This is a genomic window from Streptococcus cristatus (assembly GCF_008369405.1).
GTDB classification, from domain to species: Bacteria; Bacillota; Bacilli; order Lactobacillales; family Streptococcaceae; genus Streptococcus; species Streptococcus cristatus_G.
Window position 1 is genome coordinate 143,088 of sequence record NZ_VSJJ01000001.1, and the last position, 20,859, is coordinate 163,946.

A 20,859-nucleotide genomic window follows, 5' to 3' on the forward strand; every position below is an offset into this window, starting at 1 on the left:
TTTCATTATAATTTTGGTATAATAGTTTATGTTATAAAATGTAACATAGAAATTGGACTAAGATTAATATTGGATCAAATAAAGGAACAGCTTTATTTTTACTTCTCTTATTCTTAGGCTTCTCTCGATTTTTGGAGGTGTATTTATGAAAGTATCAAAAATGCTTTTAGCTACTGGAGTGGTACTTAGTGCAGGCGTGTTCTTGTCAGCTTGTGGCAAATCCTCATCTAGTACATCAATGTATTCTTATGTTTATGCCAGCGATCCTGATAGCTTGAACTACCTGACAGCTAACCGTGCTACCACGTCAGACGTTATTACAAACCTTGTTGATGGTCTTTTAGAAAATGACGAATATGGAAATTTAGTTCCCTCTCTTGCAGAATCATGGACAGTTTCTCAAGATGGCCTGACCTATACATATAAGCTCCGTAAGGACGCTAAGTGGTTCAATGTTGAAGGTGAAGAAATTGCAAACGTTAAAGCTCAGGACTTTGTGACAGGTCTTAAGTATGCGGCTGATAATAAGTCTGAGGCCCTTTACCTGATTCAAGACTCGATTAGTGGCTTGGATGCCTATGTCAAAGGCGATGAAAAAGACTTCTCAAAAGTTGGAGTGAAGGCAGTAGATGATTACACAGTCCAATACACGCTGACTCGCTCAGAACCTTATTGGAACTCAAAAACAACCAATAATATCTTGTTCCCTGTCAATGAAGAATTTTTGAAGTCTAAAGGAAAAGATTTTGGTTCTGTTGATCCTTCCAGCATCCTTTACAATGGTCCTTTTCTTTTGAAGTCTTTGACGTCTAAGTCTTCTATGGAATTTGTTAAAAATCCAAATTATTACGATAAGGACAAGGTCAGTCTAGAAGATGTCAAATTAACCTACTATGATGGGTCAGACCAAGAATCTTTAATTCGCAACTTCAGCGATGGTGCTTATAGCGGTGCTCGTCTCTATCCGAATACTTCAGGATACGCAGCAGTTAAAAAGAAATATGCGGACAATATCCTTTATAGCCCACAGGATGCGACCTCATATTACTTTAATTTTAACTTCAACCGTCAATCGTACAATCACACTTCCAAAACAAGTGATGATCAAAAGAATGCAACAAAAGAAGCGGTTTTAAATAAAGACTTCCGTCAGGCCGTCAATTTTGCCCTTGACCGGACTTCTTATGGTGCGCAAAGTAATGGTAAAGATGGAGCTACCAAGCTGTTGAGGAATACGCTTGTCCCTCCAACATTTGTTCAAATTGGCGATCAAACATTTGGCCAAGTTGTTGCCTCTAAATTAGTAAATTATGGCACAGAATGGGCGAATATCGACCTGACAGATGCTCAAGATGCTTATTATAATCCAGAAAAAGCCAAAGCAAGATTTGCTAAAGCTAAGGAAGCTTTAGAGTCTAAGGGAGTTCAATTCCCAATTCATTTAGACCTTCCTGTAGACCAGGCTGACAAGGTGAGTATCCAATGGGCAAGTTCAGTAAAACAATCAATTGAATCAACCTTGGGTGCAGAAAATGTAGTGATTGACCTGCAGAAGATTAGTGTGGATGATTTGAACAACATCACCTACTTTGCAAATACTGCAGCTCAAAAAGACTATGACTTCTATACAGGAGGCTGGTCAGCTGACTATCAAGATCCATCTACCTACTTAGATACTCTAAATGTAAATAATGGTGCTAGCTTGCAAAACTTTGGTTTTGAGCCAGGCCAAGACATGGACAAGATGAAAGAGCTGGGCTTGGACACTTATACTAAGATGTTGGAAGAAGCAAATGCTGAAACAACAGATGTGAAAGTTCGCTATGAAAAATATGCGGATGCACAAGCTTGGTTGCTGGATAGTGGAATTATCATGCCGACCATTTCAGGAGGCGGTAGTCCTTCTGTAAGTAAGTCCAAACCTTTCAGTCGTGCCTATTCACTCGTTGGAATTAAGGGATCTGGCTTCAACTTTAAATATACAAAACTCAGAAGTGAAATTGTAACGACCAAAGAATATGAAGAAGCTAAGAAGAAATGGCAAGAAAAAACCTTAGAATCTAACAAAAAAGCCCAAGAAGAGCTAGCAGATCATATCGAGAAGAAATAAAATATATAAAGAGGCTGGGACAAAAGTCCTAGCCTCTCAATTGTCTTTGGCTTGTCGAGCAAGACGCAGTGGTTGAGTGGGCTCTACTACGCTGATTTCATCAGCTTTTACAGCCCTACTCAACTGTGCGGAGGTGGGACGACGAAATCGAATTCTAACGAATCACCGATTTCTGTCCCACTCTCTTTTGATTTGCCCTAGATTAGAAATTTCATAAAAGGAGCCATTTAGGCTTGTTTTTTTGTGAAAAATTAGTTATAATAAATAAGTTGCCACCCTTAGTGTAATGGATATCACGTAAGATTCCGGTTCTTGAGATGGGAGTTCGATTCTCTCAGGGTGGATGATTTAAGCTTGGACTCGTGAGAGTCCTTTTTTGTCATCTAAGGGAGGAAATTGCTATGGCAGTAAAGTTAATCGCTCATACCTTGATTGAGAAGGATGGGCAGTATTTGCTTATCAAACGCTCTAAAATAAAGCGTGGACTTCCTAATGTCTATCCGGGCTACTGGGATGTTCCAGGCGGAAGTGTCGAGGAAAACGAGGCTGGGACAAAAATCCTAGCCTCTCAATTGTCTTTGGATAGTCGAGCAAGACGCAGTGGTTGAGTGAGCTCTACTAGGCTGATTTCATCAGCTTTTACAGCCCTACTCAACTGTGCGGAGGTGAGACGACGAAATCGAATTCTAACGAATTACCGATTTCTGTCCCACTCTCTACGTGAAGCTATGGAGGAAGTCAATCAAAAGATTCAGCTTGATAGGATTATTCATGAAGATAGTCAATTTGACTCAAGTAAAAATGCTGTTTTTACACGCTTGGTTTATGGGGCGAGGACTATAGAGCAGCGTGATATTATATTAGATCCAGAAGAGCATACGGACTTTGTCTGGATTTCTTCTTTGGAAGATATGGAGGGAGAGCTGATTGTTCCATATCTGATTGATATTTTTGATGATAAATCCATATAAAAAACATCCCCTTTTAGCAAGGAGATGTTTTTTCTGATTAGTTTTTAGATGCTGCTTGGAATTCTGGATTTTTCCATGCTTCATCAATGATTGCTTGCAATTCTTTAGCAGATGCTTGCATCTTTTGAGTCTCCGCATCGTTCAATGGGATGTTTACTGGGCGTACGATACCGTGTGCACCAACGATTGCTGGTTGGCCGATAAAGACATTTTCAACACCGTATTGACCTTCTTGGAAGACAGAAAGTGGAAGAACTGCATTTTCATCGTCAAGGATAGCTTTAGTAATACGAGCAAGAGCTACAGCGATACCGTAGTAAGTTGCACCTTTCTTGTTGATGATTGAGTAAGCAGCGTCACGAACAGAGATGAAGAGATCTACAAGGTCAGCTTCGTTCAAGTCGCGGTTTGCTTGCAACCATTGTTCCAATTTAACACCGGCAACGTTAGCGTGTGACCATACAGCAAACTCAGAGTCACCGTGTTCACCCATGATGTAGGCATGGACAGAACGAGCATCAACACCGATTTTATCAGCCAAAGCTTGACGGAAGCGAGCTGAGTCAAGTGATGTACCTGAACCGATAACGCGTTCTTTAGGGAATCCTGAGAATTTCCATGTAGAGTAAGTCAAGACGTCAACTGGGTTAGCTGCCACAAGGAAGATTCCATCAAAGCCTGAAGCAACAACTTGTTCAACAATTGATTTGTTGATAGCAAGGTTTTTACCTACAAGGTCAAGACGAGTTTCACCTGGTTTTTGAGGGGCACCTGCAGTGATGACTACGAGGTCAGCGTCCGCACAGTCTTCGTATTTAGCTGCGTAGATTTTCTTAGGTGAAGTGAAAGCAAGCGCATGGCTAAGGTCTTCGGCATCACCAACAGCTTTGTCAAACAATTGAGGGATTTCGATGATACCCAATTCTTGTGCAATTCCTTGGTTAACGAGCGCAAATGCGTAAGATGAACCTACGGCACCGTCACCGACAAGGATGACTTTTTTATGTTGTTTAGTAGCAGTCATTTCTAAACATCTCCTTATTATATTTAGGGTTTTTCCCATACACCTACATTCTACCACTTTTGAGACAGTTTGTCACGGCTAATCATCGGATTTTGACCCCCTGAGCACTATGTAAACGTTTTTATATCCGGCTTTAAATACTGAAAATATAGCTAAAATGTGGTATAATGAGATGGTGATTTAATATTGAAACGAGGCATTTTTTAATGCAAGATAGAAACTTAGTAGATGTCAATTTGACCAGTGAAATGAAGACCAGTTTCATCGATTACGCAATGAGTGTTATCGTGGCTCGGGCGCTTCCAGATGTTCGCGATGGTCTTAAGCCGGTTCATCGCCGGATTCTTTATGGCATGAATGAGCTGGGCGTTACGCCTGATAAGCCTCATAAGAAATCAGCTCGTATCACAGGGGATGTCATGGGTAAGTATCACCCGCATGGAGACTCCTCTATTTATGAAGCGATGGTGCGGATGGCTCAATGGTGGAGCTATCGTTACATGCTGGTGGACGGTCATGGAAACTTCGGTTCGATGGACGGAGATGGGGCCGCTGCCCAGCGTTATACAGAAGCACGTATGAGTAAGATCGCTCTTGAGATGCTTCGTGATATCAATAAAAATACTGTTGATTATATCGACAACTATGATGCCAGCGAGAGAGAGCCGGTGGTTCTTCCTGCTCGCTTCCCTAACTTGCTTGTAAATGGAGCGACAGGGATTGCTGTTGGGATGGCGACCAATATCCCACCTCATAATCTAGGCGAGTCTATTGATGCAGTTAAGCTGGTTATGGACAATCCGGAAGCAACGACTCGTGACATCATGGAAGTCCTGCCTGGACCAGATTTCCCAACTGGAGCGCTGGTGATGGGCAAGTCTGGTATTCACCGGGCTTATGAAACAGGGAAAGGTTCGATTGTTCTTCGTTCTCGTACTGAAATCGAAGAGATGAAAAATGGCCGCGAGCGAATTGTCGTAACCGAGTTTCCTTACATGGTGAATAAGACCAAGGTTCACGAGCATATTGTTCGTCTGGTGCAGGAAAAACGCATTGACGGTATCACAGCCGTTCGTGATGAGTCCAATCGTGAAGGGGTTCGTTTTGTCATTGAGGTTCGTCGTGACGCCTCTGCTCATGTCATTTTAAATAACCTATTCAAGCTGACTCAGATGCAGACCAATTTCAGCTTCAATATGCTGGCTATTCAAAATGGTGTGCCGAAGATTCTGTCTCTACGTGAGATTTTGTTGGCCTACATTGAGCACCAAAAAGAAGTAGTGACTCGACGGACGGCCTTTGATAAAGAAAAGGCGGAAGCGCGAGCTCACATCTTGGCTGGTTTGCTGATTGCGCTGGATCACATTGATGAAGTGATTCGCATCATCCGTAATAGCGCGACGGACGCAGAAGCTCAGGCTGAATTGATGGCTAAGTTTGAACTTTCTGAGCGCCAGAGTCAGGCTATCCTTGACATGCGTCTGCGCCGTCTGACTGGTTTGGAACGTGATAAGATTCAGTCAGAATATGACGAATTGATTGCTTTGATTGCGGACTTAGCTGATATCTTGGCTAAGCCAGAGCGCGTTGTCGCTATTATCAAGGAAGAGTTAGACGAGGTCAAGCGTAAATATGCGGATGACCGCCGAACTGAGCTGATGGTGGGAGAAGTTCTTTCTCTTGAAGATGAAGATTTGATTGAAGAAGCGGATGTTTTGATTACCCTGTCTAATAAAGGCTATATCAAACGTCTAAATCAGGCAGAATTCACTGCTCAGAAACGTGGTGGACGCGGTGTTCAAGGAACGGGTGTCAAAGATGATGACTTCGTCAAAGAGCTGGTTTCAACGAGTACCCACGATAGACTGCTCTTCTTTACCAATAAAGGCCGAGTCTATCGTCTCAAGGGCTATGAAATCCCTGAGTACGGCCGAACAGCCAAGGGCTTGCCAGTGGTAAATCTCTTGAAGCTTGATGAAGGAGAGACCATTCAGACCATTATCAATGTTCAGCAGGACAGTAGCAATCATTCCTACCTCTTCTTTACAACCCGTTTGGGTATGGTTAAACGAACCAGCGTAACAGAATTTGCTAATATTCGTCAGAACGGTCTCAAGGCCTTGAATTTGAAAGATGAAGACGAGCTTATCAATGTCTTTCTGACGGACGGTGATGCGGATGTTATCATTGGTACTAAGTTTGGTTATTCGGTCCGCTTCAATGAGACAGCTGTCCGGAGCATGAGCCGCAGTGCGACTGGTGTTCGTGGGGTCAATCTGCGTGACGGCGACCAAGTCGTTGGAGCAGGTGTGATTACTGAGGGTGACGAAGTGCTTGTCATCACCGAAAAAGGCTATGGTAAGCGTACTCTTGCTAGCGAGTATCCAACCAAGGGCCGTGGTGGTAAAGGGATTAAAACAGCCAATATCACTGATAAGAATGGGCCTCTCGCTGGTCTGATGACCGTTACTGGCGAGGAAGATTTGATGATTATCACTAATACTGGTGTTATCATTCGGACCAGTGTGGCTAATATTTCTCAGACCGGTCGTTCGACCTTGGGAGTGAAGGTCATGCGTCTGGATCAAAATGCACAGATTGTCACCTTTACAACGGTTGCGCCTGACGCAAAAGACGATGAGGAAGAAGTAGAATAAGAGGAGGATGAATGTGAAGAAATCTAAGAAGAAATTCAAGCTCAGAAATTTTATCATTAACTGTGCAGTTTTCCTTTTATTTCTGGTTGCCTTAGCGCTGATTTTCAACTCCTCTATCCGAAATATGATCATGGTTTGGCACACAAATCAATACCAGGTTAGCAAGGTTTCCAAGGAGGAAATCAAGCAAAATAAGGCAGTCGAATCGAGTTTTGAGTTTAGCGAAGTCCAATCTCTTTCGACAGAAGCGGTGATCAATGCTCAGTGGCAGGCTCAAAAACTACCAGTTATCGGTGGCATTTCAATTCCTGAGGTTTCGATGAATCTGCCAATTTTCAAGGGCTTGGATAATGTTGGACTTTACTATGGTGCTGGTACCATGAAAGAAGATCAACAGATGGGACAAGGAAATTACGCCTTAGCCAGTCATCACGTCTTTGGAATTACTGGAGCCAGTGACATGCTCTTTTCACCGCTAGATCGGGCCAAAATAGGGATGAAAATCTATATCACGGATAAGGAAAAGATCTATACCTATACGATTTCTAGTATAGAAAGTGTCGCACCAGAGCGCGTGGATGTTATCAATGACACAGAGGGAGTGGCTGAAATCACTTTAGTCACATGTGAAGATGCAGCCGCAACCAGTCGAACAATTGTCAAAGGTACACTTGAAAGTACAATTGACTATGATAAGGCACCAAAAGACATTTTAGATGCTTTCAGTCAATCTTACAATCAAATGCAGCTATAATGCAAATTTTATCAAAACGAAGTAACAAGAGTTGCTTCGTTTTTTGATTGATAAGACCTGCAAATGTCTTCAATGGAATTTAATGATTTAGATACTGTATGAGAATTTAATCTTTTTTTTTACTTAATCTCGAATTAATAAGTAAGGAGGTTGATATGTATCGTATTTCATTGCAGGATGACATAAGCATGATGCCGCGTGAACGGCTGATAAGAGAAGGAGCAGATAAACTTAGTAATCAGGAATTGCTATCTATATTTTTGCGAACAGGCAGCAAAAAAGAAACTGTTTTTCAAGTTTCTCAAAGGATTTTATCATCGATTTCTAGTTTGAATGATCTGAAATATTTGACTTTACAGGAATTACAGACAATTTCAGGAATTGGGCCTGTGAAGGCTGTTGAGTTGCAGGCCATTATTGAGCTTGGTTGTCGTATCAACAAAGCTGAAGTGCTGGAGAGGGAGCAAATTCTTGGCAGTCAAAAGCTAGCTCGTAAAATGCAGGTAGAATTAGGAGATAAAAAGCAGGAATGTTTAGTCGCTATTTATCTAAACAGTCAAAACCAGATCATCCATCAGCAGACAATCTTTGTAGGAACGGTAACTAGAAGTATTGCTGAACCGCGCGAGATTTTGCATTATGCGCTCAAACACTTGGCGACCGCTATTATACTTGTGCATAATCATCCTTCTGGAGTAACACTGCCAAGTAAGAATGACGACGAAGTCACCAAACATATGAAAGAGGCCTGTGAGCTAATGGGCTTGGTTCTTTTAGATCATTTAATCGTCTCAAAACATGATTATTATAGCTATCGTGAAAAAACAGATTTGATCTAAAGTTCATGCACCACATAATCAAACAAGGCTAAATCCCCTGGTCTTGTATGGAAGAGGTATTCTGGATGCCACTGAACACCGAGGAAGGGACTCCCATCAGTCGAGGTAACCGCCTCAATGACCTTGTCACGAGGATCGTAGGCTATAACTTCCAAATTTCTTGCTAAATCTTTGATACTTTGGTGATGGAATGAGTTAATTTGGCAAGTAGAACCGTATAATTCATGGAGGATGGAGCCGTTTTTAGTGACCATAGTCTGTGTGGTATATTGAGCGGTGCTATCTTGCCAGTGATTTTCAATGTCTTGGTGAAGTGTGCCACCCATGGCGACATTGTAAAGCTGGGTACCGCGACAGACGCCAAAAATAGGCTTGTTTTGCTTTCGCGCTTCTCGGATGAGAGCCAGTTCAAAGAGATCCCTTTGAAGCAGATAATCGTCACTTACGATAGTCTGCTCTTCGCCGTAGAAATGAGGGTTGACATTTTGCCCACCAGTCAAAATCAGTTTGTCAATCATAGTAATATAAGACTCGGCTAATTCCTCATCACCAATGGGCAAGATAATTGGAATGCCTCCGACTTGTTTGATTCCCTCAATAAAGCCAGTTGCAGTATAACTTATATGAATGAATTGGTCATTTGGGATGTCCCTTTGGTTTCCTGTTATACCGATAATCGGTTTTTTCATAAAGTGGATGTTTCCTTTCTCATCTTACTCATCATCTTTTCTCATGAAATAGAGCAAGGTTTGGAGTTCGCTGGTTAGGTCTACGTACTGCACAACAACATCTTTAGGGACAGACAAGTGCACAGGAGAGAAGCAGAGAATTCCTTTGATACCAGCATCTACCAAGATGGATGCGACTTCTTGCGCCTTAACACTTGGTACTGTCAGAATGGCAGTCTTTACATTTCCTTCTTGGACTTTTTCTTTAATTTGAGAAATTCCGTAAATAGGAATCCCATCATTTGTGGTGGTTCCAACATCAGAATAATCATCTGTATCAAAGGCCATCACGATTTTCATTTTATTGCGTTCATGAAAGCGGTAGTGTAAAAGAGCACGTCCCATATTTCCGACACCAACAATCATGACATTAGTAATCGAGTTATCGTTGAGAAGATTGGCAAAGAAATTCATGAGTTTCTTGACATCGTAGCCAAAACCTCTGCGCCCCAACTCACCGAAGTAAGAAAAATCACGCCGAACAGTAGCAGAGTCGATTCCAATCGCCTCTGCAATTTGTTTTGAATTGGCTTTTTCGATATTCTCAGAGTTAAATCGCTTGAAAATCCGATAGTAGAGCGAGAGCCGCTTAGCAGTAGCACGTGGAATAGAATTGCTTTTTTCAGTTTTCACAAAATCACGACCTTTCTATTTCTATTTTATAGAAAGTTTGTGAAAAAATCAACTAATTTGATGAGCAAAATATTATTATACTAATAAAGATAGATAAAATAATAGAAATAAGCAAAATTCTTAGAATTTCGCTTATTGGGGTGTTTTTTCAAAAATATCTCTTTCAACTAAACTATCCATCAAGAAATAGAATTTTTGCTGAATAATATGGTGTTTTTCTGATTTGAAGATATTAACCAATCTTAAACCAGACTTGTCCGTAATATTGATTTTTACTCCGCTTAGATCTTTATTAACGATAATCTTAAGCAAGAATCCATCGCCACTATTGGGAACAGCTTCGAGTAAACGAGAAAGCTCATAATTACCAACTTTTGTTTCAGCAAATGTATTGTCCCGCAAGGTAAATTTCTTAACGTTTGGATGGAGCGAATAGGTGAAGTTGCAGTTTGCTAAGCTAACAGATGTTTGAAAAGCCATCTTATCCTCCTAGTATTTCTTTTAGTTTTTGGCTGAAGAGTTTGATTTCTTGGATGCTAGTTTGGTCTGACACACTGATACGAATGGATTCTTTTAGGCGTTCAGAATCTTGTCCATAGATAGCTTGAAGGACATGGCTGGGCTGTACAGCACCTGCTGTACAAGCAGAGCCAGTCGAGATTGAAAATCCATTAAGGTCCATTTGAAGCAAGATAAGATCGTTCTTATGGTTTGGAAATCCAATATTGATAACATAAGGCAGGCTAGGCTGACTTTCGTTTAGATAGAAGTCTAAATTTGCCAAATCGTCCAGTAGCGTATCTTTTAACTGTTGGGCATGCGCAAGATTTTCTTCTAAATGGGCAACACTTTCAGAAAGGGCAGTTGCCATCCCAACAATGGAAACGAGGTTTTCTGTACCTGCTCTATGTTTGTTTTCTTGATCGCCGCCATGCATGAAATTATCAAAATCCATCTGGTCAGCATAAAGAAATCCAACTCCTTTTGGACCGTGGAATTTGTGAGCTGAGGCACTCAGGAAATTGATTCCCCATTCTTCAGGATAGATAGGGAGCTTGCCAACGGCTTGGACTGCGTCAACGTGAAAAGCAGCAGGATGATCTTTTAGCAGTTGACCAATTTCTTGAATCGGCAAAATGTAGCCTGTTTCATTATTGACTGCCATGATTGAGACAAGAATAGTATCTGGTCTGAGAGCATTCTTGATATCTTCCGTTCGGATTTGCCCATCCACTGGCTGGATAATAGTCGCTTCAAAGCCAAAGTGCTCCACCAAGTATTCAACGGGTTCTAAAACCGCATGGTGTTCAATGGCAGTAGTGATAATATGCTTGCCTTGATTATGATGGCGTAGGGCATATCCCTTGATTGCAGTGTTATTACTTTCAGTACCACCTGATGTAAAGAGAATATTTTTGCTCTGTGTGTGTAGAACTTTAGCAATATCTTCGCGAGCTTGTCGGAGCAGTTTTTTAGCTTCTCGACCGTGGCTGTGGGTACTGGATGGATTGCCGAAGACTGTCATTGCCTGAGTCATGGACTCCATCGCAGCAGGCGATAAGGCAGTTGTAGCAGCATTATCTAAATAAATCACAAATGTATCCCTTATTTCTTTTGAAAAGCAAAAAGTGGGCTGACTGGTTTTCTTTCTTGAATACGCACGATAGCATCGCCAATCAACCCGCTAGCAGTGATATAGTGAACATTCTTCGGAGTCTTTTCTTTGGTATCAACAGAGTCAGTCACCAAGATTTCTCGGATAGGAACACTGTCTAGTAAGTCTGCAGCCTCATCTGCAAATAAACCATGACTTGAGACAGCATAGATTTCGACAGCTCCTTCACGTTCAACGATTTTAGCAGCTTCTGAGAAGGTACGACCGGTATTTAAGATATCGTCAATCAAAATTGCTTTTTTGCCTTCAACCTCACCGATGATATATCCTTCGGAGCGTCCTGCTTCATCTTCACCATAGTCGATGATGGCGATTGGAGCGTCGAGATATTCTGCCAAGCTACGAGCACGTTTCACGCCAGAATTTTTCGGGCTAACGACGACAACATCCTCGCCGGTTAATCCCATATTGCAATAATGTTCGGCAAACAACGGAATAGTGAAGAGATTATCGACAGGAATATCAAAGAAGCCTTGTACTTGGACAGCGTGAAGGTCAAGTGAGATGACTCTATCTACGCCAGCTCCAACGAGCATATTGGCCACGAGTTTTGCAGTAATTGGCTCGCGAGGAGCCGCTGTCCGATCTTGGCGAGCATAACCAAAATAGGGCATAACCACAGTTACTGTATTGGCACTTGCTCGTTTACAAGCATCAACCATAATCAATAACTCCATCAAGTGATTATTGACTGGGAAGCTGGTAGACTGAATGATATAGATATCATAGCCACGAACACTCTCCTCAATGTTGATTTGAATCTCGCCATCAGAAAATTGGCGGGAAGAAAGCTTGCCTAAAGGTACTCCGGCAGCTTCAGCAATCTTCTCAGCAATTGAGTGATTGGAATTGAGGGAGAAAAGCTTCATATTTTTTTTGTCTGACATTAGAATGACCATCCTCTTTTTGTCTCTTTAGATTTATAAATATTATTTTACCAAAAAAATGAGATTATTTCAGCATTTTTACAAGTTTTCGGCAAATCTAGCGATCTTACTTTTACCAGACTTGTATTGGATTTGATTTTCGTTTAAAAAGTCTTTGAACTTTTGCTCCCCCTCTTCAATATCGTTGATCTCTAATTCTAATTCGAAATCTTTTTTACCAAAGTAACGACTTTCGTCTAAGGCAAAAAGGCCAATTGCATCTTGTTTTTCATAGCGAATATTTTCAAGGGTTCCGAGTATTGTTAGTTTGTCAACTGGGATTCCCTTCTCTTGGAGTTTGTCTAGGATTTCTCCCTGAGGGAATTGCAATTTTTCTGTAATTTTCTTAAATTCATCTTTGGACAAGGCTTGGTTATACTCGAAATTTCCAAGTTTTTGAGGAATTTTCAGAGTGAACTCAGCAGCGTCAGGAGTGGTTCGGACTCGCAGAGCCATACGAGCTTCACGGAGAGCAAAGTCAGCCGAATCAATATAATAGTTGACTTGGAAAATTGGCTGGACATGATCAAAGAAGGTCAGAAGTCGTTTATGTTCGTCTTCCGTTAACATTGTTTTGTATTCAATTTCTAAATGGTTCATTTTTAAATCCTTTTCTTTATCTGAAAGCGATTTTATGTTATAATAACAACTGTGTTTATTTTATACAAAAAACGAATAGATGACAAGGTATGTATATGACAATAGATTGGGAAGATTTTCTGGATCCATATATTCAGGCGGTTGGTGAGTTGAAAATCAAGCTTCGTGGTATTCGCAAACAGTATCGCAAACAGCAACGCCATTCACCGATCGAGTTTGTAACCGGTCGCGTAAAACATATTGAAAGCATCAAGGAAAAAATGGAACTTCGAGGGATAACTGAGGAAAACTTAGCCCAAGAGATGCAGGATATTGCTGGTTTGCGTGTCATGGTTCAATTTGTAGACGATGTGGATGAAGTTTTAGAAGTTTTGCGAAATCGGACTGACATGCGTATCGTCCAGGAACGTGATTACATCAAAAACAAAAAAGCCAGTGGTTATCGTAGCTACCATGCCATCGTTGAATATCCGGTAGATACGATTAACGGAAACAAAGTTATCTTAGCAGAAATTCAGATTCGTACCTTGTCCATGAACTTTTGGGCAACGATTGAGCACTCTTTAAACTATAAGTATAAAGGAGAATTTCCAGAGGAAATCAAACGGCGCTTAGAAATAACAGCTAACCTCGCTTACCAGCTAGATGAAGAGATGGGAGCCATTCGCGATGCTATTCAAGAAGCACAAGCACTCTTTGATCCTCTGCACCGCAAGCTAAATGACGGTGTTGGAAATAGTGACGATACAGATGAAGAATACAGGTAAAAAAATTGCGATTATTCGCAATCGCAAAAGGCAGAGTGAGGAAGTATTTCAAACTCTGATGCAAAAATTGCGGAAAGCAGGCTTTATCCTGACACCCAAAAATCCAGATATCGTGATTTCTGTTGGTGGTGATGGGATGCTGCTATCAGCCTTCCACAAGTATGAAGATCAGCTGGATAAGGTTCGCTTTGTCGGTGTCCATACAGGACATTTGGGTTTCTATACGGACTATCGAGACTTTGAAATTGACAAATTAGTGGAAAATCTGAAATTGGACACAGGTGCTAAGGTCTCTTATCCGATTTTGAATGTCAAGTTGACCTTTGAAAATGGTGAAACGCGGACTATTCGAGCGCTCAATGAAGCAACCATTAAACGCTCCGACAGAACCATGGTTGTTGATGTGGTCATCAATAATGTTCACTTTGAGCGATTCAGAGGAGATGGAATTTCTGTCTCAACGCCGACTGGTAGCACGGCCTACAATAAATCTTTAGGAGGAGCAGTCCTACACCCAACGATTGAAGCCTTGCAAGTAACAGAAATTGCTAGTCTCAATAATCGTGTGTATCGTACTTTAGGTTCCTCGGTTATTGTTCCTAAAAAAGATAAGATTGAGCTGCTGCCAACACGCAATGATTACTATACCATAGCGGTCGATAATCAAACATTTTCTTGTAAAAATATTGTTCGACTGGAGTACCAGATTGATAATCATAAGATTAACTTTGTGGCTTCGCCCAGCCATACCAGCTTTTGGAATCGCGTGAGAGACTCCTTTATCGAGGAGTGCCAAGAATGAGATTTGAGTTTATTGCGGATGAGCATGTCAAAGTCAAAACTTTTTTGAAAAAGCATGAAATTTCAAAAGCCCTTTTGGCCAAAGTGAAGTTTGCAGGGGGGAATATTCTTGTCAATGGTCAATCTCAAAATGCCATTTATTTGCTGGATACTGGCGATAAGGTGACAGTAGATATCCCTTCTGAGAAGGGATTTGAAAGCCTAGAAGCCGTGGATCGTGATTTATCGATCGTGTATGAAGATGAGCACTTTCTAGTTTTAGATAAACCTGCTGGAGTAGCTAGTATTCCTAGTGTCAACCATTCGAATACGATGGCAAACTTTGTCAAGGCCTACTATATTCGTCAAGATTATGAAAATCAGCAGGTTCACATTGTGACAAGATTGGATCGTGACACCAGTGGTCTCATGCTCTTTGCAAAACATGGTTATGCCCATGCAAGACTGGATAAGCAACTGCAGAAAAAAATGATTGAGAAGCGCTATTACGCACTCGTTCAGGGGCGCGGTGAGCTTAAACCAAAGGGGGACATTATTGCGCCAATTGGGCGCGACCCTGATAGCATCATCACCAGATGTGTGACAAAGGATGGCAAATATGCTCATACCAGCTACAAGGTTGTAGAGCAGTTTGGCGATATCTATTTGGTAGATATTCGCTTGCACACTGGACGAACCCATCAAATTCGTGTGCACTTTGTCCATCTTGGCTTTCCGCTCCTTGGAGATGATCTCTATGGCGGGACTTTGGAAGCGGGAATTACACGTCAGGCCTTGCATTGCCACTCCCTATCTTTTTATAATCCATTTTTGGAAAAGCAGCTTCAATTGGAATCCCAGTTGCCGATTGATTTCCAAAATACTATTACATCGTTAACAAAAAATAATTAAAATTTTAAAGGAGAAACTCATGGAAGTTTTTGAAAGTCTAAGAGACTCAGTTGTTGGTAAAAATGTTCGTATCGTCTTGCCAGAAGGACAAGAACCGCGTATTCTTCAAGCGGTGAAACGCATAGTAAAAGAGTCAGAAGTTACACCAGTTCTTTTGGGAAATCCAGATAAGATCCGTATTTACTTGGAAATCGAAAACATTATGGATGGATATGAAGTCATAGATCCTAAAAACTATGACAGAATGGAAGAAATGGTAGCTGCTCTTGTGGAACGCCGTAAGGGCAAAATCAGTGAAGAAGAAGCTCTCGAGCTTTTAAGAACAGACGTTAACTATTTTGGAGTTATGCTGGTTTACCTCGGTATCGTAGATGGTATGGTTTCTGGCTCTATCCACTCTACAGCTGCTACAGTGCGTCCAGCCTTGCAAATCATTAAAACGCGTCCAAATGTAACAAGAACTTCAGGTGCCTTCCTCATGGTGCGTGGTTCAGAACGTTATCTTTTCAGTGACTGTGCCATTAACATCAATCCTGACTCAGAAGCCTTGGCAGAAATTGCGATTAACTCAGCTGTGACTGCCAAAATGTTTGGTATTGATCCAAAGATTGCTATGCTTAGCTATTCAACTAAAGGTTCTGGTTTCGGAGAAAGCGTTGATAAAGTGGTTCATGCGACTAAATTGGTTCATGACTTGCGCCCAGACCTAGAAGTTGACGGGGAATTGCAATTTGATGCTGCTTTTGTACCAAGCACAGCAGCCCTGAAAGCTCCAGGAAGCAAGGTTGCAGGTAAAGCGACTGTCTTTGTCTTCCCAAGCATTGAAGCAGGAAATATCGGTTATAAAATGGCAGAGCGTTTAGGTGGATTCTCAGCAGTTGGTCCAGTTCTTCAAGGATTGAATAAGCCAGTAAACGACCTTTCTCGCGGATGTAATTCAGATGACGTCTATAACTTAACATTGATTACAGCTGCACAAAGTGTTGACCAATAAAATAATTAAAAAGAGTCTGGGACAAAACTCCTAGCCTCTCAATTGTCTTTGGATTGTCGAGCAAGACGCAGTGGTTGAGTAGGCTCTACTAGTCTGATTTCATCAGCTTTTACAGCCCTACTCAACTGTGCGGAGGTGGGACGACGAAATCGAATTCTAACGAATTACCGATTTCTGTCCCACTCTCTTTTTTGTCTGCTTAAGTATAAGAAAAAATGTTAGATTTAAAAAAATTTGGAATTGAAATGTGGGAAGAGGAAAAAATTGCCTCTTTTCGTAAGAAATTACTGACTTGGTATGATGAACATAAACGTGATTTGCCTTGGCGCCGAACAAACGATCCTTATCATATCTGGGTTTCTGAGATTATGTTGCAACAGACTCGGGTAGATACGGTGATTCCTTACTATGAGCGTTTTTTAGACTGGTTCCCGACTGTAGCAGATTTAGCTCAGGCGCCAGAGGATAGATTGCTCAAAGCTTGGGAAGGGTTGGGCTATTATTCACGGGTGCGAAATATGCAAAAAGCGGCCCAGCAGATAATGACGGATTTTGATGCAAAATTTCCCGATAGCTACGAAGAAATTGCTAGCCTCAAAGGAATTGGGCCTTATACGGCTGGTGCCATTGCTAGTATTGCCTTTGGCCTTCCTGAACCCGCGGTAGACGGGAATGTCATGCGGGTGCTGAGTCGCTTGTTTGAGGTTGATTTAGATATTGGTCAACCCAGCAATCGTAAGGTCTTTCAGGCTATGATGGAGATTCTGATTGATCCAGACAGGCCGGGAGATTTTAATCAGGCCCTGATGGATCTGGGGTCAGATATTGAAGCTCCTGTTAATCCTCATCCAGAAGACAGTCCTGTAAAAGAGTTCAGCGCAGCTTATTTGCACGGAACAATGGATAAATATCCAATCAAAGCACCTAAAAAGAAGCCAGTTTCGGTCTATCTTCAGGGCTTGATTATCGAAAACGAGCAAGGACAGTTCTTGCTTGAAAAGAATGAAGCTGCTGGCTTGCTATCAGGTTTTTGGCATTTTCCCTTGATTGAAGTCGAGGAATTTCAAACCGAAAATCAGATCTCTCTATTTGAAGTGGCTGAAAATCAGCCTAGTCTGGATCTGTCTCCTCAAGAAAGTTTTGAACAGGATTATGATTTGACTGTCGATTGGCAGCAGCAGTCCTTTCCAAAGGTGCAACATGTCTTTAGCCATCGTAAGTGGCATATCCAGCTGGTTTACGGCCGAGTTAAAGATAGCCAGCACACAGCTGACGGAGAGGTCTTGTGGCTACATCCAGAGGCATTTGAGAAGTACCCTTTTGCCAAGCCCCAGCAGAAGATGTGGGAGGCTTTTAGGAACGTAAAAGATGGAAACTAGAGTCAATAGTCTGTTGTACTCGATTTAATTTACGAAGAATAGGAAATCATTAAAATATGTCCCATATCCCTAGTCCTCCAGATAAAACTTTTGTTGGACGTCGTAGCAAACTTGCCTGTGTCATTTATTTTATATTAGGTGCTTTGAATTTCTTACATTGCCTTCTTTATTTTCAGTGGGTATTTTCTCCAACGGTGAAACCTGACTTCGTCATTATTCCAATTTTTATAGGCTTAAATATTTATTTTTTGACTCGCGAGTTTATCTATAAATGCTTCCATTGGTGTGGCTATCATGCCTTACCTGAGTTAGTTGAGTTCGGGAGCGGACGCTATTCCTTTCACTTGCCTGTCTTCGAAAGACATACCGAAAACTATAAAGTCTATTACAGTAAAAGATCAAAGAAACATCAATTTCTCTTCTTTGTGAGCTATATTTTATATGTGAATTTGATTTTAGTAGTTCTTCTGCTTTTCTCATGTGTATATTGGGCTATGTTCATTGAGAGTTCCTCGAAATTTCAAGATTGGCACGCTTTTCTATTTATTTTTTTAATAATCATCCTGTATATCTGTATTGAGGCTTTATTTAAAAAATATAAACATTGGTTTAAAAATTATTTTAAACTAGATGATAAAATAGTAGAACACGGCTTTCCTATATATACTTTGAAAGAAAAATAAAAGACAAACAATATAGTTTGTCTTTTTTGTTTTAAAAATAACTTATAGTCCTTCTCGCTCTGTAAAGAGAGAGGCAAATAAACTACCCTTTAGATGGAGACATGTGCTTAAATCCCAGCAAAAGCTTTAATTTCATCTGCAGTCATAGAAGAATCACAGCGAACAGCAACTTGGCCGTCTTGAACATGCACGAAACCAGGAACCGTCGGAATGCCGTATTCTGAACGGAAAGCTTGCAGTTTGTCTAATTCGCTGGCTTCTTCGCTGTTGATGAAGAAAATATGCGCCTTGGTATCAGCGACAACGCCAGCAAGAGTAGAAGCGAATTTACGGCAGTAAGGGCAAGATTGGCGACCGACGAAGAAAGTTGCTGTCTCTTTGTCAGCAATCGCTTGACGAGCACGGTCAACAGTTGTGACCTCCAAGTCTTTAATATTTTGAGCAAATTGTTCCATAAATAATCCTCATTTCTTTTGATAAAACTAGTATGCCATAAAATGCAGAAAAATGCTTGATTTGGAAACGAAAAACCAGAGAATGCGAATTTCATCCTCTGGTTGATTGGTTGATAGTGTTATTTTACTTGATAAAGGCATTAATCTCTGCTTCAATAGCAGCAATTTTTGCTTGCGCATCTTCATTGCTGTCACCGACAACGGCAATGTAGAACTTGATTTTTGGTTCTGTACCTGAAGGGCGAACTGCAAGCCATGAACCATCAGCCAAGGTGTATTTCAGCACATCGCTTGGAGGAGTTGTCAAGTTTGTAACAGTACCATCTGCAGCAGTAGCAGTTTGAGCCTTAAAGTCTTCTACAACAGTGATAGCTGTTGCGTTCCATTCTTTTGGAGCATTATTACGGAACTTAGCCATGATAGCCTTGATTTGCTCAGCTCCATCAACACCAGACAAAGTCACAGAGATAGTCTTTTCAGCAAAGTAACCATACTCTTTGTAGATTTCTTCTATACCGTCAGCCAGAGTCAAGCCACGTGAACGGTAGTAGGCAGCAAGCTCAGCCACGACCAAAACAGCTTGGATAGCGTCTTTATCACGTACAAACGGTTTAATCAGATAGCCGAAGCTTTCTTCAAATCCCATCATGTAGGTGTGGTTGTGTTTTTCTTCGAATTCTTGAATCTTTTCAGCGATAAATTTGAAACCAGTCAAGACATTGAACATGGTTGCGCCATAACTTTCAGCAATCTTAGTTACCAAGTCAGTAGAAACGATAGACTTGCAGAGAGCTGCGTTAGCTGGCAGAGTTCCAGCACTCTTATGAGCTTCCAAGATGTACTTAGCCATAATGGCTCCGATTTGGTTACCTGAAAGGTTGAGATAGCTGCCGTCTTTTTGCAGAACTTCTACACCGACACGGTCAGCATCTGGGTCAGTTGCAACCAAGACATCTGCACCAACCTTGCGACCCAATTCCTCAGCTAAAGCAAAGGCTGCTTGGCTTTCAGGGTTTGGAGACTTAACAGTAGAGAAGTCAGGGTCAGCTACAGCTTGAGCTTCAACAACTTCAACAGAATCAAATCCTGCTTGAGCCAAAGCGCGACGAGCCAACATTTCACCAGTACCGTGCAGAGGAGTATAGACAATCTTCATGTCCTTACCGTATTCATCAATCAGTTTTTGGTTGATATTGACATCTTTAACTTCCTTGAGGTATTCAGCATCAATAGCATCGCCAATCACTTCAATCAAGCCAGAAGCTTTTTCAGCTTCAACATCAGCTACCTCAATAGCAAAAGGATTTTCAATCGCACGGATGTAGTCAGTCAATGCATCCGCATCATGCGGAGGCATTTGTCCGCCGTCTTCACCATAGACCTTGTAGCCGTTAAATGGAGCAGGGTTGTGGCTGGCAGTAATCATGATACCAGCAAAAGTTCCCAAATGACGTACCGCAAATGAAAGTTCTGGAGTTGGGCGCAGACTTTCAAAGACATAGGACTTGATGCCGTGTTTAGCTAAAACAGCAGCAGATTCAAAGGCAAACTCTGGTGAGAAATGACGAGAGTCGTAAGCAATCGCAACACCGCGTTTTTTGAACTCATCACCTTTTTCTTCAATCAAGCGAGCCAAACCTTCGGTTGCTTGGCGGACAACATAAATATTAATACGGTTGGTACCAGCGCCGATCAAACCACGCATACCAGCAGTACCAAACTCAAGGTTTGTATAAAAGGCATCTTCCTTAGTTTTTTCGTCCATACCTTCTAACTCTTTCCGAAGATAGTCAGGAAGTTCAGCGAAGTCAAGCCATTTTTTGAAGTTTTCTTGATAGGTCATAGATGGAGTCTCCTTTATATTTAAGATAGAAAATCACTGTGTGGTTTTAAGAAAGGGCACAAGATTTTCTTGTTTGTTCAATCGCTTTCATTGTAACATATTTTCATATTTTTTGAAAGCACTGACCTA

General features: G+C 41.4%; 18 protein-coding genes, 1 tRNA gene and 2 pseudogenes. 12 read left to right on the top strand and 9 right to left on the bottom strand.

The window, feature by feature from the left end; translation table 11 throughout:
• Positions 1–145: 145 nt before the first annotated feature.
• The 4 genes and pseudogenes from FXF62_RS00790 to FXF62_RS00815 form a co-directional block, all read left to right on the top strand.
• Entirely contained in the window at positions 146–2,110 is a 1,965-nt protein-coding gene (locus FXF62_RS00790; RefSeq protein WP_149517280.1) for a peptide ABC transporter substrate-binding protein, read from the top strand.
• A gap of 272 nt (positions 2,111–2,382) precedes the next feature.
• Positions 2,383–2,454: transfer RNA gene (locus FXF62_RS00800), tRNA-Arg, on the top strand.
• A gap of 57 nt (positions 2,455–2,511) precedes the next feature.
• Positions 2,512–2,670, top strand: a pseudogene (locus FXF62_RS00805) (NUDIX hydrolase); the annotation flags it as partial.
• 153 nt (positions 2,671–2,823) lie between these two features.
• Positions 2,824–3,081 (top strand): annotated as a pseudogene (locus FXF62_RS00815) (NUDIX hydrolase); the annotation flags it as partial.
• A 37-nt stretch (positions 3,082–3,118) separates the two neighbouring features.
• Here FXF62_RS00815 and FXF62_RS00820 read toward each other — a convergent pair.
• Entirely contained in the window at positions 3,119–4,105 is a 987-nt protein-coding gene (locus tag FXF62_RS00820) for an L-lactate dehydrogenase (protein WP_015605023.1), read from the bottom strand.
• A 206-nt stretch (positions 4,106–4,311) separates the two neighbouring features.
• Here FXF62_RS00820 and gyrA point away from each other — a divergent pair, with 206 nt between their 5' ends.
• From gyrA to radC, 3 genes are all read left to right on the top strand, one after another.
• A complete protein-coding gene (gyrA, locus tag FXF62_RS00825) occupies positions 4,312–6,762 on the top strand; it encodes a DNA gyrase subunit A (RefSeq protein WP_187984205.1) in 2,451 nt (816 codons plus the stop codon).
• Positions 6,763–6,769: 7 nt separating this feature from the next.
• Complete coding sequence (locus FXF62_RS00830; protein WP_125372790.1) at positions 6,770–7,516, top strand: class A sortase; 747 nt, start codon at positions 6,770–6,772, stop codon at positions 7,514–7,516.
• Between the two features lie 155 nt (positions 7,517–7,671).
• Positions 7,672–8,355: a RadC family protein gene (gene radC, locus FXF62_RS00835; RefSeq protein WP_149517283.1), complete on the top strand. Its 684-nt coding sequence runs from the start codon at positions 7,672–7,674 to the stop codon at positions 8,353–8,355.
• On the opposite strand, the gene FXF62_RS00840 is transcribed toward radC, so the two are convergent.
• The 6 genes from FXF62_RS00840 to FXF62_RS00865 form a co-directional block, all read right to left on the bottom strand.
• Positions 8,352–9,044, bottom strand: coding sequence for a gamma-glutamyl-gamma-aminobutyrate hydrolase family protein (locus FXF62_RS00840; RefSeq protein WP_149517284.1), 693 nt, complete (start codon positions 9,042–9,044; stop codon positions 8,352–8,354). The two genes, radC and FXF62_RS00840, sit on opposite strands and share 4 nt — an antisense overlap.
• Positions 9,045–9,068: 24 nt before the next feature.
• Complete coding sequence (locus FXF62_RS00845) at positions 9,069–9,716, bottom strand: redox-sensing transcriptional repressor Rex (RefSeq protein WP_015605008.1); 648 nt, start codon at positions 9,714–9,716, stop codon at positions 9,069–9,071.
• A 132-nt stretch (positions 9,717–9,848) separates the two neighbouring features.
• Complete coding sequence (locus FXF62_RS00850) at positions 9,849–10,196, bottom strand: DUF1831 domain-containing protein (protein WP_149517285.1); 348 nt, start codon at positions 10,194–10,196, stop codon at positions 9,849–9,851.
• Between the two features lies 1 nt (position 10,197).
• Positions 10,198–11,310 (bottom strand): cysteine desulfurase family protein, encoded by a 1,113-nt coding sequence (locus tag FXF62_RS00855; RefSeq protein WP_149517286.1) that lies wholly within the window; start codon positions 11,308–11,310, stop codon positions 10,198–10,200.
• Between the two features lie 11 nt (positions 11,311–11,321).
• Positions 11,322–12,278, bottom strand: coding sequence for a ribose-phosphate diphosphokinase (locus FXF62_RS00860; RefSeq protein WP_149517287.1), 957 nt, complete (start codon positions 12,276–12,278; stop codon positions 11,322–11,324).
• A 78-nt stretch (positions 12,279–12,356) separates the two neighbouring features.
• Positions 12,357–12,917 carry a CYTH domain-containing protein gene (locus FXF62_RS00865; RefSeq protein WP_149517288.1) on the bottom strand — a complete coding sequence of 187 codons (561 nt, stop codon included), beginning with the start codon at positions 12,915–12,917 and terminating at the stop codon, positions 12,357–12,359.
• A 95-nt stretch (positions 12,918–13,012) separates the two neighbouring features.
• On the opposite strand from FXF62_RS00865, the gene FXF62_RS00870 reads away from it, so the two are divergent.
• The 5 genes from FXF62_RS00870 (at position 13,013) to mutY (ending at position 17,749) form a co-directional block, all read left to right on the top strand.
• On the top strand, positions 13,013–13,684 hold the full coding sequence (locus FXF62_RS00870; RefSeq protein ID WP_149517289.1) for a GTP pyrophosphokinase: 672 nt from the start codon (positions 13,013–13,015) through the stop codon (positions 13,682–13,684).
• Complete coding sequence (locus tag FXF62_RS00875; RefSeq protein ID WP_185758386.1) at positions 13,668–14,486, top strand: NAD kinase; 819 nt, start codon at positions 13,668–13,670, stop codon at positions 14,484–14,486. The genes FXF62_RS00870 and FXF62_RS00875 overlap by 17 nt, the downstream gene beginning before the upstream one ends.
• Complete coding sequence (locus FXF62_RS00880) at positions 14,483–15,376, top strand: RluA family pseudouridine synthase (RefSeq protein ID WP_149517290.1); 894 nt, start codon at positions 14,483–14,485, stop codon at positions 15,374–15,376. Before FXF62_RS00875 ends, FXF62_RS00880 begins: the two co-directional genes overlap by 4 nt.
• Positions 15,377–15,395: 19 nt before the next feature.
• Positions 15,396–16,370 carry a phosphate acetyltransferase gene (pta, locus tag FXF62_RS00885; protein ID WP_149517291.1) on the top strand — a complete coding sequence of 325 codons (975 nt, stop codon included), beginning with the start codon at positions 15,396–15,398 and terminating at the stop codon, positions 16,368–16,370.
• 215 nt (positions 16,371–16,585) lie between these two features.
• The gene (gene mutY, locus FXF62_RS00895) at positions 16,586–17,749 is read left to right on the top strand and encodes an A/G-specific adenine glycosylase (protein WP_149517292.1); all 1,164 of its coding nucleotides are present in this window, start codon (positions 16,586–16,588) and stop codon (positions 17,747–17,749) included.
• Positions 17,750–18,539: 790 nt separating this feature from the next.
• On the opposite strand, the gene FXF62_RS00905 is transcribed toward mutY, so the two are convergent.
• Both FXF62_RS00905 and FXF62_RS00910 read right to left on the bottom strand, forming a co-directional pair.
• Positions 18,540–18,887, bottom strand: a complete 348-nt coding sequence (locus tag FXF62_RS00905; RefSeq protein WP_149517294.1) for a thioredoxin domain-containing protein — start codon at positions 18,885–18,887, stop codon at positions 18,540–18,542.
• Positions 18,888–19,011: 124 nt separating this feature from the next.
• Positions 19,012–20,730 (bottom strand): phospho-sugar mutase, encoded by a 1,719-nt coding sequence (locus tag FXF62_RS00910; protein ID WP_149517295.1) that lies wholly within the window; start codon positions 20,728–20,730, stop codon positions 19,012–19,014.
• Positions 20,731–20,859: the final 129 nt, after the last annotated feature.

Excerpts from the sequence above, each read along its gene's own strand:
- FXF62_RS00790 (WP_149517280.1), top strand. The coding sequence starts at position 146 with ATGAAAGTATCAAAAATGCTTTTAGCTACTGGAGTGGTACTTAGTGCA.
- FXF62_RS00820 (WP_015605023.1), bottom strand. The coding sequence starts at position 4,105 with ATGACTGCTACTAAACAACATAAAAAAGTCATCCTTGTCGGTGACGGT.
- gyrA (WP_187984205.1), top strand. The coding sequence starts at position 4,312 with ATGCAAGATAGAAACTTAGTAGATGTCAATTTGACCAGTGAAATGAAG.
- FXF62_RS00830 (WP_125372790.1), top strand. The coding sequence starts at position 6,770 with ATGAATGTGAAGAAATCTAAGAAGAAATTCAAGCTCAGAAATTTTATC.
- radC (WP_149517283.1), top strand. The coding sequence starts at position 7,672 with ATGTATCGTATTTCATTGCAGGATGACATAAGCATGATGCCGCGTGAA.
- FXF62_RS00840 (WP_149517284.1), bottom strand. The coding sequence starts at position 9,044 with ATGAAAAAACCGATTATCGGTATAACAGGAAACCAAAGGGACATCCCA.
- FXF62_RS00850 (WP_149517285.1), bottom strand. The coding sequence starts at position 10,196 with ATGGCTTTTCAAACATCTGTTAGCTTAGCAAACTGCAACTTCACCTAT.
- FXF62_RS00860 (WP_149517287.1), bottom strand. The coding sequence starts at position 12,278 with ATGTCAGACAAAAAAAATATGAAGCTTTTCTCCCTCAATTCCAATCAC.
- FXF62_RS00865 (WP_149517288.1), bottom strand. The coding sequence starts at position 12,917 with ATGAACCATTTAGAAATTGAATACAAAACAATGTTAACGGAAGACGAA.
- FXF62_RS00870 (WP_149517289.1), top strand. The coding sequence starts at position 13,013 with ATGACAATAGATTGGGAAGATTTTCTGGATCCATATATTCAGGCGGTT.
- FXF62_RS00875 (WP_185758386.1), top strand. The coding sequence starts at position 13,668 with ATGAAGAATACAGGTAAAAAAATTGCGATTATTCGCAATCGCAAAAGG.
- FXF62_RS00880 (WP_149517290.1), top strand. The coding sequence starts at position 14,483 with ATGAGATTTGAGTTTATTGCGGATGAGCATGTCAAAGTCAAAACTTTT.
- pta (WP_149517291.1), top strand. The coding sequence starts at position 15,396 with ATGGAAGTTTTTGAAAGTCTAAGAGACTCAGTTGTTGGTAAAAATGTT.
- mutY (WP_149517292.1), top strand. The coding sequence starts at position 16,586 with ATGTTAGATTTAAAAAAATTTGGAATTGAAATGTGGGAAGAGGAAAAA.
- FXF62_RS00905 (WP_149517294.1), bottom strand. The coding sequence starts at position 18,887 with ATGGAACAATTTGCTCAAAATATTAAAGACTTGGAGGTCACAACTGTT.
- FXF62_RS00910 (WP_149517295.1), bottom strand. The coding sequence starts at position 20,730 with ATGACCTATCAAGAAAACTTCAAAAAATGGCTTGACTTCGCTGAACTT.